Raw genomic sequence first — 15,814 nt, forward strand, 5'->3', positions numbered from 1 at the left:
GCCTCGCGTGACGTCGAAGGCGTCGCGGTTAGAAATGTTCGAACAGGGCCTCGTCGGCCATGCCCTCGCCGGCGAGGACGATCGACGCCCCCCGGACCGGCGGCTTGGGAGCCGGTTCACCCCTGCCCGCCGGCAGGCGTTTCCTGTTTTTCCCCCGCTCGAGGCGGTTGTGGGCCGCAGGCTCTCCCGCCAACTGGAAAAAGCCCACCGTGCTGACGAGTTGTTCGGCTTGCGAGGAAAGCTCCTCGGCCGTGGAGGCCAGCTCTTCGGAAGCGGAGGCGTTTTGCTGCACGACCTGGTCGAGTTGTTGCAGCGCCTTGTTGACCTGGGTCGCGCCGAGGCTTTGCTCCTGGGAGGCGGCGGCGATTTCCTGCACCAGGTCGGAGGTCTTGAGGATATCCGGAACGAGTTTTTCCAGGAGCCGGCCGGCCCGTTCGGCCACATCCAGGCTCGAGGCCGACAGGGTGTTGATCTCGGCCGCGGCGGACTGGCTGCGTTCGGCGAGCTTCCTGACCTCGGAGGCCACCACGGCGAATCCCCGGCCGTGATCCCCGGCCCGGGCCGCTTCCACGGCGGCGTTTAAAGCCAGCAGGTCGGTCTGGCGGGCGATTTCCTCGATGATGGAAATCTTGGTGGCGATCTGGCGCATGGCCGCCACGGTGTCGACCATGGCCTGCCCGGATTCCTTAGCGTCCTGTCCGGCCTTGTCGGCAAGGGATTCGGTCTGGCGGGCATTGTCGGCGTTGCGCATGATGGAACCGCTGATCTGTTCCATGGAGGAGGAGCTTTCCTCCACGGACGCGGCCTGTTCCGAGGCGCCCTGGGACAGGGATTCGGAGGAGGCGCTGAGCTGCTCGGCGCCGGAGGCCATGTTCTCGGCGCCGCTTTGGACCTCGCGCACGATGTCGGTCAGCCGCTCCACCATGTTGCCGAGCGACCGCATGAGCGCATCGTTTTCGGAACGGATCTTCACCTGGAGGTCCAGGTCGCCGGCGGCCATTTTGCTGGCCAGGTCGGCCACATGGCGGTCGGCCGTGATGAGCCCGGAAAGCGAGCGCAAAAGCACATCGGCCTCGCAACGCGGCGCCACGGTCACCTGCAAGTCGCCCTGGGCCATGCGGGAAACGGCCCCGGTCACCTCGCTTTCGGCCTTGGCCACTTCGCGCAGGGCCTCGCAGACCTGTCCTACCTCGTCGGCGCGTTGGACATCGAGCCTGATCCCCAGATCACCCCGGGCAAGCCCCTGGGCGAAGTCCACGCAGGCGGCAAGCGGCCTGGAAATGCCCCGGGAGATGCTGACGCCGAGGATTATCCCCAGCAGCACGGCCGCGGCGATGACAATGCCGAGGGTGAGCCGGCTTTCCGCATAGAGGTCGGCCGTTTCCCGGGCATGGTTTTGGGCGTTGGATTCCTTGTTGTGGACAAGCTCGCCCATAAGCGTGTCCATGGCCCGGACCTTGTCCCGGCCGGCCCCCAGGGAAAGGGCCACCGAAGCCCGGTCGACCTCGAGCGCCTCTTTCTTGGTGGCATCCACGATCTGCTCCCACACCGGCACCAGGGCGTCCCAGGCCGCGTCGAGCCGGGCCAGCATGGCCTGCCCCTCCTTGGAGACGAACAGCGGGCGGGCCACGGCGACCTGCTCCTTGAACAGTTTCTTGTAATGCTCGATGCGTTCGACGAGCTTGGCGCGCTCGTCGCCGGAGGTGGACAGGATGAGGTTTTTCGTGGCCCGGTCGGCATACACCAGATAGACGTTGGCCTGCTTGATGGCCGCGACCCCGAGCAACTCCCTTTGGTACATGACTTCGGCCATTTCGCTGATTCGCCACATATTGTGCAGGCCAAGCAGACCGACCACCGCCACGATTAGGGATAGCAGGAAGAAGGAACCGATCAACTTCGTTGCTATTCGCATGTCATGAAACCACCGCATGCTCTTCTCCTCCTCGTTGATGGTCGATACGCGCATGGTTTGACAGCCAGCGCGTCAGCCGGAGAGACATCTTCCGGTACAAGACCTCTGGAGTGTGCGACGCGCGTCTGTCAAGGTTTGCCTGAAGGCAGCCCTGTGTCTTTGCAGGTTCGTCAATGACGAAATGATGCCGCTGCAGCTTAATTTCCGCGCCGCGCGGCCAGGTCGGAAGGGGGAGGAAGAGTCGGGCTGGCTTGTGTGAAAAAGCCGTTGGCAAGCTCTCGGCTACGGAACGAATTCCCATGCCTTCTTGGGCGCCGTTGCGGATCAGGTCCGGCGGCGACAGCCCGTTATCGTCAAGAATCTTTGGAAAGGGGGGAGAGCCTTTCCGTAAGAAAGGTTTCCCCCCGGATGCTTTCGCTTCGCTTAAGCGGCGTCGGCGGCGTTGTCCTGGGGCGCGTCGGCGGCGTTCTCCCGGGCCTCGTCGAGGCTGAACAGCCGCTGCGTATCGAGTACGATGATAAACCGGTCATTGTGGCGGCTTATGCCCTGTATGCAGGTCGTGTCCGCCACAACGCCCATGGAGGGTGGCGGAGTTATGCTTGCGTCGTCGAGCTCCAGCACCTCCCTGACCGATTCGGCCAGTGCGCCGATCAGCCGCACCTTGCCGTCATCGGCAGGCTGCTCCACGATGACGATGCGCGTGTTGATGGTCTGCTCCACCGGCCCGAGCCCCAGCCGTTGGCCGAGATCCATCACGGGTACGGCCTCGCCCCGCACGTCGACCACGCCGCGCATGGCCGACGGCATGTGCGGCACGCGGGTGATGTCGGTGAAATCCAGGATTTCCCGGACCGCGAAGATATCGATGGCGAAGCAGGAGCCCTGGCCAAGGGTCAGGGTCAGATAGCGTCTGCTCGCCGATGCGGCGTTTTCTTCCATGGCAATGCTCCACAAGGCGGCCCGGCTTCGGGGCCGGGTCCGCGCTTCCGGCTCGCGCCGTGCGCCCGCACCTCGTGATATGGGGAAGTGCGGGGACACGGCGCATCGTTGGCGTCAAAAGCGAATGGCTTGATCGGACGCGACGCTAGAATCGTTCGAACAGGGCCTCGTCCGCCTCGCCGGGCGCTTGTGGGAGCGGCGCCGGCTCGGACAGGGGCCTTTCCTTCAGATTCAGATTGGGTTTATGGCCGTTGCCGCCCACGCCGGCCCGGCGCTTCTTTTCGCCCGCTGCGCCCGTCGTGCGCCCATCCTGGCCGGCGACCTGGAAAAAGCCCACCGTGCTGACGAGCTGCTCGGCTTGCGAGGAGAGCTCCTCGGCGGTGGAGGCCAGCTCCTCGGAGGCCGAGGCGTTTTGCTGCACGACCTGATCGAGCTGTTGCAACCCCTTGTTGACCTGTTCCGCGCCGGCGCTCTGCTCGTTGGAGGCCGCAGCGATTTCCTGCACCAGGTCGGAGGTCTTGAGGATATCGGGCACGAGCTTTTCCAGAAGCCGGCCGGCCCGTTCGGCCACGTCGAGGCTCGAGGCCGACAGGCCGTTGATTTCCGCCGCCGCGGCCTGGCTGCGTTCGGCCAGTTTCCTGACCTCGGAGGCCACCACGGCGAAGCCCCGGCCGTGTTCCCCGGCCCGGGCCGCTTCCACGGCGGCGTTTAAGGCCAGCAGGTCGGTCTGGCGGGCGATTTCCTCGATGATGGAAATCTTGGTGGCGATCTGGCGCATGGCCGCCACGGTGTCGGCCATGGCCTGCCCGGACTCCTTGGCGTCCTGGCCGGCCTTGTTGGCCAGGGTTTCGGTCTGGCGGGCGTTGTCGGCGTTGTGCATGATGGAGCCGCTTATCTGCTCCATGGAGGAGGAGCTTTCCTCCACGGACGCGGCCTGTTCCGATGCCCCCTGGGACAGGGATTCGGACGAAGCGCTCAGTTCCTCGGCCCCGGAGGCCATGTTCTCGGCACCGCTTTGGACTTCTTCCACAACCAGGGTCAGGCGCTTGATCATGGCATCCAGGGATTCCATCAGCGTGTCTGCCGGGCTCCGTTTCTCCACGGCGATCCGCAGGTCGCCCTGGGCCATGCTGCCGGCGACCGCCGTCACTTCGCCCTCGGCCTTGGCCACTTCGCGCAGGGCCTGGCAGACCTGCCCCACCTCGTCGGCCCGCTCGAAGGCGAGCTTGTGGGTAAGGTCGCCCCGGGCCAGCGCCTTGGCGAAATCCACGCAGGCAGCCAACGGCCCGGCGATGCCTCGGGAAATGCTCCAGCCGAGGCCCATGCCGAGCAGCACGGCCGCGGCGATGACAAAGGTCAGCATGGTGCGGCTTTCCGTATAAAGCGTTTCCGCTTCTTTGGCGTAGGACCTGGCATTGTTTTCCTTGCGGCTGACAAGATCGCTCATGAGGCCGTCGAGGACCTTGGTCTTGTCGCGGGCGGACCCCATGGACAGGGACACCGAGGCCCGGTTCGCCTCGAGGTCCTCGCTTTGCGTGGATTTGATGATCTGGTCCCATATCGGCAGCAGGGCCTGCCAAGCCGTCTCGAGCCGTTGCAACATGGCCTGCCCGTCCTGCGTAATGATGCGCTGCCGGGCCTCGGCGAGCTGTTCCGTGAATTTTTTCTTATAGTTTTCGATGTGTTCGATGAGCTTGTCGCGGTCGTCCCGGGAGGTGGAGAGGATGAGGTTTTTCGTGGCGCGGTCGGCGTAGACGAGGTTGACGTTGGCCTCACGGATGGCCGCCACGCCCAATAGTTCCCGGTTGTACAGCGTCTCGGTCATGTCGCTGATAAGTCCCATGTTGTGCAAGCCCAGCAGACCGACCGTCATGACGATCAGAGACATCAGGATGAAGGAACCAATCAACTTCGGCCCCACACGCATGTTATGAAACCATTGCATGAAATTCTCCTTTTGTTGCACGCTGTATCGTCAAAAAATGGCAGGGGTGTTTGCCGTATGGTGCGCAGCCTCAAAGGCGGGCGCTTCCATGTACGGTCAGTCTCTTGAAATAAATGGATGGCTGTACGACGCCTGCGGATAGACAGTGGTTTGGGTGTTTATTTTCTCCTTTGTTGCTATGAATTATGCGGTGCGTGTAAACCTATATGAATATGTTTTCTTGACGATATGGTTATGATATTAATTTAAAGGGATTCTTGTTTCCGGAGGGTTGCTGCTTTCCCGCGCCTGCGGCCTTGCCGAGCGCGGTGGTGCTTTTACGTTACGGCGCGACACCGGACGCGTCGGGCTGCAACGTTGCCCAACCCGGTTGCCCGACGGCGAAAAAAAGCCTCTGTCTATTTCACGTGAATTGAAGGATACTCATTTCGGGCCAGTCGGCCCCGGGGGGGGAATAAAAGAGGATTGGTTTTAACAGAGAGTTTGCTCGCGAAGGCATTTTTAACTTCATAATGCTCGGTCCCTGCCTGGCGGGAAGCACGCTTTCTTTCCGTTGCTGTGTGTCGCCTTCCCCCTGCGGGGCTTTCGAAACAGGGAGACAATGCCGGCAAATGTTTTTTTTTGCCCCGGGCCGTCTTTCCCGGCGAAAAACATTCGCTTTCCCCGAATCCTTTCTTCCGATCCCAAATATCCTGTTTTGGGATATTACGCAACGCATCCTATGTGAAACTCGTGAAGCGTACTAGTTACACGCGGCGCTACGAGTGTTTCCGCGCTCTTCTGCTTTCGCTCCGCAAGGAGGCCGGATTGCGCCAGACCGAGTTGGCCGCGCGCTTGGGATATCCGCAATCCTATGTGAGCAAGTATGAAAGCGGGCAGCGGCGGATCGATCTCGTCGAATTGGAGGCGATATGCAGGGCCCTGGGGATAACGCTCGGGGAATTCGTGGAGCGCTTCGAAGGGAATGAGGGGCTGCGGCCGGCGCATCCGGGCAACCCGGCTTGACCTTTGAAACAGTGACGTTATAGCTTCGGGTCAAAACGATACGCCAGCCTTCCCGATGGGGCCGGCGTTATCGGCTGCCGTGCGCTCCACGCGCCAGCAACCCCGTTCGTCCCACCCGCCAAGGAGCGCCATGCGGATCAGCAAATTCGCCATCCCAGAGATCATTTTCGGCCGGGGCAGCATCGTCCACTTGGCTTCCTGCGCCAAGCGTCTGGGCGGACGCCGGGTGCTGCTCGTCAGCGACCAGGGGCTGGTCGCGGCCGGCTGGGTCGATCGGATCATGGACATCCTGCGCGACAACGGCCTCGAATGGGTCTATTATGATGCCGTCAATTCCAATCCGCGCGATTATCAGATCCACGAAGGCGCGGAAATCTACGCCCGCGAGCGCGCCGACGTCATCATCGCCGTGGGCGGCGGCAGCCCCATGGACGCGGCCAAGGGCATCGCCACCATCGTCGGCAACGGCGGCCGCATCAGCGACTACGAAGGGGCCAACCGCATCATGCGGCCCCTGCCCCCCATGATCTTCATGCCGACCACGGCCGGGTCGGGCTCGGACATTTCCCAGTTCTGCATCATCACCGACGTCGAGCGGCAGGTGAAGATGTCCATCATCAGCCGGTCGCTGGTGCCCAACATCTCCATCATCGACCCCCTGGTCCTTTTGACCAAAAGCGAACACCTCATCATCGCCTCGGCCATCGACGCCTTCGCCCACGCCGTGGAATCCTACCTGTCGCTTCTGGCCTCGCCCTTTACCGAGGTGCAGGCCTTAAAAGCCATGCGCCTTATCATGCGCAACCTGCCGGCCGCCCTGGCCGACCGCTCCATCGAGGCCCTGGAGAATCTGAGCATCGCCGCCACCTCGGCCGGCATGTCCTTTTCCAACGCCGGGCTCGGCATCGGCCATTCCCTGGCCCATTCGCTCGGCGGCATGTTCGACGTGCTCCACGGCTTGGTCCACCCCATTCTCCTGCCGCCGGTCATGCGTTACAACCTCCCGACAAGCTTGGATAAGCTGGCCACCATCGGCCGCATTGTCTGCGGCCCGCGCATGTGTTCCTCGGAATATATCGCCATGGCCGGCATCAACTGGCTGGAGCGCTTCTACGCCGACCTCGGCGTGCCGGTGCGCCTGCGGGACATCCTGCCCGACAAGGGCTGCCTGGAAACCATCGCCCGCACGGCGGTCAACGACGCCTGCACCCTGACCAACCCCCGCCCCGTCACCTGGGAGTCGCTCCTCGGCATCTGCCAGGAGGCCTGGTAATGCCCTGGCGGGCGCCGTCCCTTGAGGATCTCATCGGCATCGAGCACAGCAAACTCGGTTTTTTCCAGGAGCTGCGCCAGACCATCGAGGCCCTGAAAGACGCCAATGCCCAGTCCGCCCAGCGCCGCCGCGAGATAGCCGCCATCCTCGACGGCATCACCGACATCATGATGGTGCTTACCCCGGACCTGCGCATCCTGTCGGTCAACCACGTCTTTCGTCAGGTTTTTCCCGATCCCGCGCCGGAAGGGAAATTCTGCCACGAGATCTTTCGCGGCGAGGACCGGCCCTGTCCGAACTGTCCGGCCCGGAAATCCTTCGCCACCGGCGACATCTGCCGCGAAACCGCGATTTTCAAGATCAATGGCAAGAACATCCAGTTCGAGATGGTGGCTTCGCCCATCCACCACCCCGACGACCCCGAGCAGCACATCCTGGTCTTCAAGCGCGACGTGACCAGAGAAAAGGAATACCAGGCCAAATTCTACCAGGCTGAGAAGATGGCCACCATCGGCATGCTGGCCACGGGCGTGGCCCACGAGGTCAACAACCCGCTGACCGCCATCTTCGGTTTCGCCGAGGGCCTGCGCCGCCGCCTGCCGGCCCTGCGCGAAAAGGTCGACCCGACCGTGGTGGACGACGTGGAGGACTACGTCACCACCATTTTGCAGGAGTGCCGTCGCTGCCAGGACATCGTCACCACGCTTTTGACCTTCAGCCGGCACAGGACCGTGAGTTTTTCCCCGGTGAGCCTAAACGCCGTGGTCGAGGACACGCTCAAGCTCCTGCGCAGCCATCTCAGGCAGCGCAACCAGGCCAAGATCACCGTCCGCACGGAACTCTGCGAGAGCCTGCCCATGGTTTCCGGCGACGAGCACCAGATCAAGCAGGTGATGCTCAATCTCCTGGTCAATGCCATGGACGCCATCGTCGGTCCCGGCCATATCGTCATCACCACCTTCCAGGAAGGTTCCGGCGCGGTGTGTCTGTCCGTGGAGGATACCGGCTGCGGCATCCCTCCGGAAAACATGGACAAGCTTTTCGAACCCTTTTTCACCACCAAACGGGCCGGCAAGGGCATCGGCATCGGGCTTTCCACCTGCATGACCATCGTGGACAAACACCAGGGAGAGATTGCGGTCAAAAGCAAGCCCGGCGAGGGCTCGGTCTTCACCGTCAAACTTCCCGTCAACACGGACAAAATATCGTGACCAGCCCCTACAGTGTGCTGGTGGTGGACGACGAGCCCTCCATCGGCAAATTGCTCAAAAAGGAATTGTCTTCCCCGGCCCGCGCCGTTGCGGCGGCGGAATCGGCCCATCAGGCCCGGGAGATGCTGCGGCGCAACACCTATGAAGTGGTGGTCCTCGACCTGCGTCTGCCCGACGCCGACGGCCTGGACGTGCTGGTGGAGATTCGCCAGCATTCCCCGGATGTCGAGGTCATCATCATCACCGGGCACGGCAACATCGACTCGGCCGTGGAGGCCATGAAGCTCGGGGCCTACGACTACATCACCAAGCCGTTCAATCTGGAGCAACTCGAACTGATCGTGGAGCGGGCCTACCAGCGGGCCTGCCTGCGTTTCGAGAACCGCCAGCTCAAGCACGCCCAGAGCCAGGGCCAGCCCCAGCAGATCGTGGGCAACTCGGCCGCCATCAAGCAGATACGCTTCCTCATCGACAAGGTCGCGCCCACCGACGTGCCCGTGCTTATTACCGGCGAGTCCGGGGTCGGCAAGGAAGTCGCGGCCACGGCCATCCAGGCCCGGTCCAAGCGGGCGGACAAGCCGTATGTCATCAAGAACTGCGCCACGCTGCAAAAGGAGCTGGCCCGCTCGGAACTGTTCGGCTACGTCAAGGGATCTTTTACCGGGGCCATGGAGAACCGCGAGGGGCTTATGACCTTCGCCAACAAGGGCACGCTTTTTCTCGACGAGATCGGGGAGCTGCCCATGGAGGTCCAGGCCTCGCTTTTGCGCACCCTGGAGAACAAGACCTACCGCCGGGTCGGCGACAAGGACGAGCGCACCACGGACCTGCGCCTGATTTTCGCCACCAACCGCAATCTGGCCAAGGAGGCCGAGGCCGGGCGATTCCACGAAGCGCTCTATCACCGCATCAACGTCTTCAACATCGAGCTGCCGCCGCTGCGGGACCGCAAGGAAGACATCCCGCTTCTGGTCGAGTATTTCCTGGACCGGGTCCTGGCCGGCGGCACCTACCGCGTTTCCGACCGGGCCATGGCCTGCCTCATCAACTACCAGTGGCCGGGCAACATCCGGGAACTGCGCAACGTCATCGAGCGCGGCGTGATCCTGGCCGAAAACGGGGTGATCACGGAAAACGCCCTGCCGCGCGAACTGTCCATGCAGTCCGAGGGCGAAAACGACTTTCTGTCGCTCGAGGCGGTGGAGCGCGAGCATATCGCCAAGGTCCTGGCCTGTTTCGGCAACAACCGCACCCTGGCCGCCACGGCGCTCGGCATTTCGCGCAAGACGCTTTATCGCAAGATCCGCGAGTACGCCATTATGTGATCCGCCCGGCGTCGTTGTGGAGCCCTTGGGGCTCACTGGTGACACACCGTTTCGTGTCTGTTGTGACAAAAGGCACCAGGGGCGTGTTTCCGCCCTGGCCGCCGTTTTCTCCCGCGTTCGTTTTTTCCCGTTTCATGCCTGTTCCACCCTGGAACAATTCCCAATGACCCTGGCCCATTAGCCGCGCCCGGCAAAGAATGTTCGCCGCTGCGCGTCCCGTGCGCTTTTATCACGCCGGTAGCGGTTGGCCGGTATGTATTTTGCTCTTGGTTGTCACGAGAACACGAATTTCGCGTGATCCGCCACACCCTGCCGGCGGTTCGCGCGGCGTGGCGATGCCGCGATGCTCGCCCCCAGAAGGAGTCCGACATGGGATGGCGATTTCTCGTAGGCCTGGCCGCCGCGGGCCTTCTGACGCTTTGTCCCGGCGTCGGCAGCGGCGGCCAGCAGGCCCCGCCTGTCCGTTACGTGGGTTCCAAGGCTTGCTCCGGCTGCCACAGCGCGCAGTACGAAGCCTTCATGAAGCATTCCAAAAAGGCCCACTCCACCGCCAGCCTGCGCCGCATGGCGGGCAAACTCACCCCCGAGGAACTCACCGGCTGCTTTGGCTGCCATACCACGGGCTACGGCAAGCCGGGCGGATTCACGAGTTTCGCCGCCACGCCCGGGATGGCCGAGGCCGGTTGCGAGGTCTGCCACGGCCCCGGATCGGCCCATGTCGCCTCGCAGGACCCGGCGGACATCAAGGGCAAGCTCACCGTGGCCGATTGCCAGGGCTGCCACAATGCCACGCGGGTGCGCGCCTTCGGCTACAAGCCGCTTTTGCAGGCCGGCGCGCATTGACGCCCTGCGTCCCGGCGCGACACGCTTTCCAACTCCAACCTCCCGGCGCGCGGAGCGTTGCGCGCGGAGGCAGTCATGTCCAAACGCACCAGTTCCCTCGGAGCCAAGGCCCTGCTTCTGGTCCTGTTCGTGGCCGCAGCCGTGCTGGCCGGGCTGTTCGTCGCCAACACGCTGTGGCAGCGCGAAATATCCCTGACCCGCATCCGTGAGGCGGCCGGGCGTTCGGCCCGGCTGATCGAACTCGTGGTCAGCGAGCCCATGCGTCTGGGCGACAATGAGACCACCACCAGCCAGTTTTCCCTGATCGCCGGCACGCGCGGCCGGTTGCAGGCGTTTTTGACGGATTTTCGCGGCGAGGCCACCTACGCCACGCGCAAGGATGCCCTGCGCCAGCCCCTGACCCGGACCCTGCCCGGCGCCAAGGTCGCCGCGTTGCTCGAAACGGCGCTGACCAAGGGAGAGGATGCCGCCGGCCTGGAAACCGTGGACGGCAAGCCGTCGTTCGTCACCGTGCGCCCGGTGGCGAATGCGCCCGACTGCCACCATTGCCACGGCGCAAGCCGGGCCATTCTCGGCGCGATGGTCACGGTGGAGGACGTCGGCCCGGAAATGGCGGCGCTCAAGGGGGCCGAGATCAAGGCCGGCCTGCTGTCCCTGGGCGGGCTGCTGGTCCTGGTCGCGGCCCTGTGGCTCTTCATGAAGCGCACCATCATCGACCGGCTGGGCTTTTTGTCCGCCCATAGCGAGCATATCGCGACCGGCGACATGGACGCCTGTCTGGATATCCATCACCGCGTGGACCGGCGGACTCAAAAGGGCCGGGTGGACGAAATCACCCAGCTCGGCCGGTCCCTATGCACCCTCGTGGACAACCTCAAGCACAAGATCGCCGAGGCCGACCAGAAAAGCTGCGAGGCGGCCTGTGAGGCCGAGCGCGCCGGCACATGCCTGGCCGAGGCGGAAGCGGCCCGTGAGGAAGCCCTGACCGCCCGCCGGGAAGGCGCCGCCGCCGCCGCCCGAACCCTGGAGGGCGTGCTGGCCCGCATGGGCGAGGCCTCGGCCTCCCTGTCCGAAAAAGTGCAGCAGGCCCGCGACGGCGCGCATACCCAGAAGGACGCGGCCAAGGAAACGTCCCTGGCCATCGGCGAGATGAACACCGTGGTCCTCGAAGTGGCCCAAAACGCCGCCGCCGCCGTGTCCACGGCCGGAGACGCCCGCAACCAGGCCGCCGAAGGCTCCAAATCCGTGCTCGATCTGGTGGCCATGATCGGCTCCATCCGCGAGCGGGCCGAGTCCCTGCGCGAGGACATCACCGCGCTCGGCCAGGAGGCCCAGGGCATCGGCGCGGTCATCGGCGTCATCTCCGACATCGCCGACCAGACCAACCTCCTGGCGCTCAATGCCGCCATCGAGGCCGCCCGGGCCGGCGACGCCGGTCGGGGCTTCGCTGTGGTCGCCGACGAGGTGCGCAAGCTGGCCGAAAAGACCATGCAGGCCACGACCGAAGTGGAACAGGCCGTCACCGCCATCCAACAAGGCACGCGCGAACACGTGGAAAGCGTGCGGGAAACCGCGGAAGCCATCGAAAAAGCCAATGTCCTGGCCCGGGGATCGGGCGATGCCCTCTCCGGCATCGTCTCCCTCGTCGGCGCCTCGGCCGATCAGATCAGCTCCATCGCCGCCGCCGCCGAGGAACAATCCGCCGTTAGCGAACAGATCAGCAACACCATGGATTCCATCAGCCACATCAGCGAGGACACCGCCGTGGCCATGGAACACGCCGGCGAGGCCGTGGCCGGTCTGACCGAGGAAGCCGAGAACCTCAAACGCCTCATCGACGAGATGCTGGCCTAGGCGGGTTATCTCGCGGATTTCCATCCACTATTTCAACCCGGTAAAGGGGGGACCGGGGGGCATCAAGCCCCCCGGTGGAGTGCAAAGGCAGAGCCTCTGCCGGGGTCTGGGGCAGCGCCCCAGCCATCAGCGCTAGACCGAGGCCCAGCGGATGAGGCCCAGGGAGTGGGAATCGAGCAGCAGCGGGTGGTGGGGCAGGATGCGCACGGTATAGCCGAAGCGGCCGGCCTCGGTGGGCTGGATCTTGCCCGTATAGATTTGCCAGCCGTCGGGGGTGGTTTCGGTGGCCTGCATGTTGACGGTTTCGCGCTGGGCGAATTTGCCTTCGTAGTCCAGCCGGCCGGCGTAGATTTGGACTTCGACGTCCTGAGGCCGGATGCCGTTTAAGTGCACTTCGGCCCGCACCAGCACCGGATCGCCGACGTGGAGTTCTTCGGGGTCCTCGGAGCAGATGTTGCGGATATCGAGGCTGCTCCATTTGGTCATCATGTCCATGCGCCAGGAGGCGAGGTCCTTGGCGGCGGCACAGTCGTCGCGGGTCAGCCGGTTGTAGTTTTCCAGCGCCGGCACGTAGGCCACGCGGGCGTAGTCTTCCACCATGCGGTGGGAGTTGTAGAGCGGGGCGAGCTGGCTGATGGAATCCTTCATCTTGCGGATCCAGTTGCGCGGCAGGTTGCCGTGGTGCCCGCGATCGTAGAAGGTCGGGATGATCTCGTTTTCCAGAACGTTGTAGAGGGTCTGGCTTTCCACGAAGTCCTGGTAGCCGCCGTCCTCGTATTCCTCGCCCTGGCCGATGGCCCAGCCCACGCTGTTGTCGGGCTTCCAGGCCTCGGCCCACCAGCCGTCAAGGGTGCTGTAGTTGAGCACGCCGTTGCACATGGCCTTCATGCCGCTGGTGCCGCAGGCTTCCAGCGGCCGGCGGGGGGTATTGAGCCACACGTCCACGCCCTGCACGAGGTAGCTGGCGATTTCCATGTCGTAGTCTTCCAGGAAGACCATGTTGAAGCGGCACTCGGGGCTTTGGCAGATCTGCACCAGTTCCTGGATGATCTTTTTGCCTTCGTTGTCGTGGGGGTGGGCTTTGCCGGCGAAGACGAACTGCACGGGGTGGTCGGTGTTGGAAAGGATTTTGAGCAGCCGCTCCTTGTCGGTGAGGAGCAGGTTGGCCCGCTTGTAGGTGGCGAAGCGGCGGGCGAAGCCGATGGTCAGCGTCTGGGGATCGAGGACTTCCTCGGCGTTTTGCAATTCCGTGCGTTTGGCGCCCCGGGCCATCAGCTGATCGCGCAGTCGTTCGCGCACGTAGCCGACCAGCCGCTCGCGCAGCCGTTCGTGGGCGCGCCACAGTTCGGCGTCGGAAATCAGATGCGTTTGGGCGAAGACGCGGCCGGTGTCCGGATCCTCGCGCCAGTTGGCCCCGAAATAGCGGTCGTAGAGGGTGGCCAGGTCCTGGGCCACCCAGGTCGGCACGTGCACGCCGTTGGTCAGCGCCCCGATGGGCACGTCCTCGACGGGGTACTGGTTCCAGACGCGGTTCCACATCTGGCGCGAGACCACGCCGTGGAGCTTGGAGACGCCGTTGTTGAAGCGCGAGAGCTTAAGCGCCAGGACCGGCATGCAGAAGTGCTCGGCGTCGTTTCGCGGGTCCTCGCGGCCAAGGGCCATGAGCACCTTGAAGGCCAGGCCCAGGCGCTTGGCGTAGTCCTCGAAATAGGCCTGGATCAGGTCTGGCGGAAAACGGTCGTTGCCGGCCGGCACGGGCGTGTGGGTGGTGAAGATGGAACTCGAGGCCACGAGTTCCATGGCGGCCTCGAAGGAAAGCTTGTGCTTGTCCATGAAGATGGCGATGCGCTCGAGGCCGGCGAAGGCCGAATGGCCCTCGTTCATGTGGATGACCTTGGGCTTGAGCGAGAGCGCCTCCAGCGCCCGGATGCCGCCGATGCCGAGCAGGTATTCCTGGCGCACCCGGGTTTCCAGGTCGCCGCCGTAGAGCCGGTTGGTCAGCTGGCGGGAGGCGGGCTGGTTTTCCGGCACGTTGGTGTCCATGAGATAGAGCGACACCCGGCCGACCTGGGCTTTCCATATCTGGGCGTGGACTCGTTCGCCCTTGAGGTCGACATGGATCATGATGCGTTCGCCGGCGTCGTTTTTACAAGGCGACAGCGGCATCTGTTCGAAATCGTATATCGGGTAGCGTTCCTGTTGCCAGCCGTCGGCCGTCAGGTACTGGCGGAAATAGCCCTGCTGGTAGCACAGCCCGATGCCGACCAGGGGCACGCAGAGATCGCTTGCCGACTTGAGGTGGTCGCCGGCCAGAATGCCAAGCCCGCCGGAATAGACGGGCAGACAGGCGCTGATGCCGTATTCCAGGCTGAAATAGGCCACCACCGGCTGGCCGTCGCGGTCCGGAAAGGGAATGGAGGTGGTTTTGCGGGAAAGATAGGTCTCGAGGACCTGGCGCAGGTCGCCGACCCGTTCGACGAAAAAGTCGTCCTCGGCCAGGGTCTCCAGGGTTTTTTGCGGCAGCCGGTTGAGGAAGCCCACCGGATTGCCCGAGCACTCGCGCCACAGTTTCCGGTCCACCTGGGCGAAAAGCGTTGCAATGTCGTCGTTCCAGGAAAAAAGCAGGTTGTAGGCCAGATCCCAAAGCGCATTGAGCTTTGGCGGCAATTTCGGCACAACGCTATAGACGCGTAACGGCTGCATGCGGTTCCCCTCTTACGGCTTATTGCATCACGGCGCGCATCGCCGCGCAATATCGGCGCCTTGCCGGCATCTATCCACAAGGCCCTTCAAATTGCAAGGCCGGTTCCAAAACGTCACGACCATGACACCAGTCTGGAAAAATACATTATTTCAATAGGTTATATTTTATTTACAAAATCAACAGATACGGTAGGTTATCGCCCTTATTTCACCAGCCGGGAGGTTGTCCACGTGTCCGTCGCCACAAGCATCCTGCGCATCAAGTTTCTGCGCGATTCCAGTCGCGATAATCCGCCCACGGTCGCCACGCCCGGCTCGGCCGGCCTGGACCTGCGTGCGGATATCGACCCGGATGCGCTTACCGTGTCCCCCGGCGATCGCGTGGCCGTGCCGACCGGCATCGCCATCGAAATCGACGCTCCCGGCGTGGCCGGTTTCATCTATTCCCGCTCGGGACTCGGGGCCAAGCACGGCCTGACCGTGGCCCAGGGCGTGGGCGTCATCGACCCCGACTACCGGGGCGAACTCAAGGTGTGGCTGCTCAATACGTCCAAGGAGCCGGTCACCATCGCCCGCCACGAGCGCATCGCCCAGCTCGTGCTCGCGCCCATCGTGCGGCCCGTCATCATGCCCGTGGAGGAACTCGGCGATACGTCGCGCGGCAGCGGCGGCTTCGGCCATACCGGCACGGTGTGATGGATGGAGGCCTGGGGATGAGGCCTCCGGCGGCCAGGGGAGGCGCTGCCTCCCCTGGACCCCTCCGCCGGGAGGCCGAGGGCCCCCCGGCGGAGGGGTCCAGGG

General features: G+C 63.8%; 11 protein-coding genes. 7 read left to right on the top strand and 4 right to left on the bottom strand.

From position 1 onward, the window contains the following. Positions 1 to 28: 28 nt before the first annotated feature. The 3 genes from ACMZ6R_RS13990 to ACMZ6R_RS14000 all read right to left on the bottom strand — a co-directional run bounded on the left by ACMZ6R_RS13990 (position 29) and on the right by ACMZ6R_RS14000 (position 4,799). Positions 29 to 1,933 carry a methyl-accepting chemotaxis protein gene (locus ACMZ6R_RS13990; protein ID WP_416112477.1) on the bottom strand — a complete coding sequence of 635 codons (1,905 nt, stop codon included), beginning with the start codon at positions 1,931 to 1,933 and terminating at the stop codon, positions 29 to 31. Between the two features lie 405 nt (positions 1,934 to 2,338). After that, positions 2,339 to 2,854 (bottom strand): chemotaxis protein CheW, encoded by a 516-nt coding sequence (locus tag ACMZ6R_RS13995; protein WP_416112479.1) that lies wholly within the window; start codon positions 2,852 to 2,854, stop codon positions 2,339 to 2,341. A gap of 145 nt (positions 2,855 to 2,999) precedes the next feature. Continuing rightward, positions 3,000 to 4,799: a methyl-accepting chemotaxis protein gene (locus tag ACMZ6R_RS14000; RefSeq protein ID WP_416112481.1), complete on the bottom strand. Its 1,800-nt coding sequence runs from the start codon at positions 4,797 to 4,799 to the stop codon at positions 3,000 to 3,002. Positions 4,800 to 5,531: 732 nt separating this feature from the next. Between ACMZ6R_RS14000 and ACMZ6R_RS14005 the strand changes: the two genes are divergently transcribed. The 6 genes from ACMZ6R_RS14005 (at position 5,532) to ACMZ6R_RS14030 (ending at position 12,310) form a co-directional block, all read left to right on the top strand. Further along, positions 5,532 to 5,804, top strand: a complete 273-nt coding sequence (locus ACMZ6R_RS14005; RefSeq protein ID WP_416112483.1) for a helix-turn-helix domain-containing protein — start codon at positions 5,532 to 5,534, stop codon at positions 5,802 to 5,804. Positions 5,805 to 5,934: 130 nt separating this feature from the next. Beyond that, the gene (locus ACMZ6R_RS14010) at positions 5,935 to 7,077 is read left to right on the top strand and encodes an iron-containing alcohol dehydrogenase (protein ID WP_416112485.1); all 1,143 of its coding nucleotides are present in this window, start codon (positions 5,935 to 5,937) and stop codon (positions 7,075 to 7,077) included. Continuing rightward, positions 7,077 to 8,288 carry a two-component system sensor histidine kinase NtrB gene (locus ACMZ6R_RS14015; protein WP_416112487.1) on the top strand — a complete coding sequence of 404 codons (1,212 nt, stop codon included), beginning with the start codon at positions 7,077 to 7,079 and terminating at the stop codon, positions 8,286 to 8,288. Before ACMZ6R_RS14010 ends, ACMZ6R_RS14015 begins: the two co-directional genes overlap by 1 nt. Further along, positions 8,285 to 9,613: a sigma-54-dependent transcriptional regulator gene (locus ACMZ6R_RS14020; protein ID WP_416112489.1), complete on the top strand. Its 1,329-nt coding sequence runs from the start codon at positions 8,285 to 8,287 to the stop codon at positions 9,611 to 9,613. Before ACMZ6R_RS14015 ends, ACMZ6R_RS14020 begins: the two co-directional genes overlap by 4 nt. A 369-nt stretch (positions 9,614 to 9,982) precedes the next feature. Beyond that, positions 9,983 to 10,456, top strand: a complete 474-nt coding sequence (locus tag ACMZ6R_RS14025; RefSeq protein WP_416112491.1) for a multiheme c-type cytochrome — start codon at positions 9,983 to 9,985, stop codon at positions 10,454 to 10,456. 75 nt (positions 10,457 to 10,531) lie between these two features. Further along, positions 10,532 to 12,310 carry a methyl-accepting chemotaxis protein gene (locus tag ACMZ6R_RS14030; RefSeq protein WP_416112493.1) on the top strand — a complete coding sequence of 593 codons (1,779 nt, stop codon included), beginning with the start codon at positions 10,532 to 10,534 and terminating at the stop codon, positions 12,308 to 12,310. A gap of 132 nt (positions 12,311 to 12,442) precedes the next feature. Here ACMZ6R_RS14030 and glgP read toward each other — a convergent pair whose 3' ends face one another. Further along, a complete protein-coding gene (gene glgP, locus ACMZ6R_RS14035; RefSeq protein ID WP_416112495.1) occupies positions 12,443 to 15,013 on the bottom strand; it encodes an alpha-glucan family phosphorylase in 2,571 nt (856 codons plus the stop codon). A 231-nt stretch (positions 15,014 to 15,244) separates the two neighbouring features. Between glgP and dut the strand changes: the two genes are divergently transcribed. After that, on the top strand, positions 15,245 to 15,709 hold the full coding sequence (dut, locus tag ACMZ6R_RS14040; RefSeq protein WP_416112497.1) for a dUTP diphosphatase: 465 nt from the start codon (positions 15,245 to 15,247) through the stop codon (positions 15,707 to 15,709). The last annotated feature ends 105 nt before the right edge of the window (positions 15,710 to 15,814 follow it).

It is taken from the genome of Solidesulfovibrio sp. C21 (genome assembly GCF_047785625.1).
Classification (GTDB): Bacteria; Desulfobacterota; Desulfovibrionia; order Desulfovibrionales; family Desulfovibrionaceae; genus Solidesulfovibrio.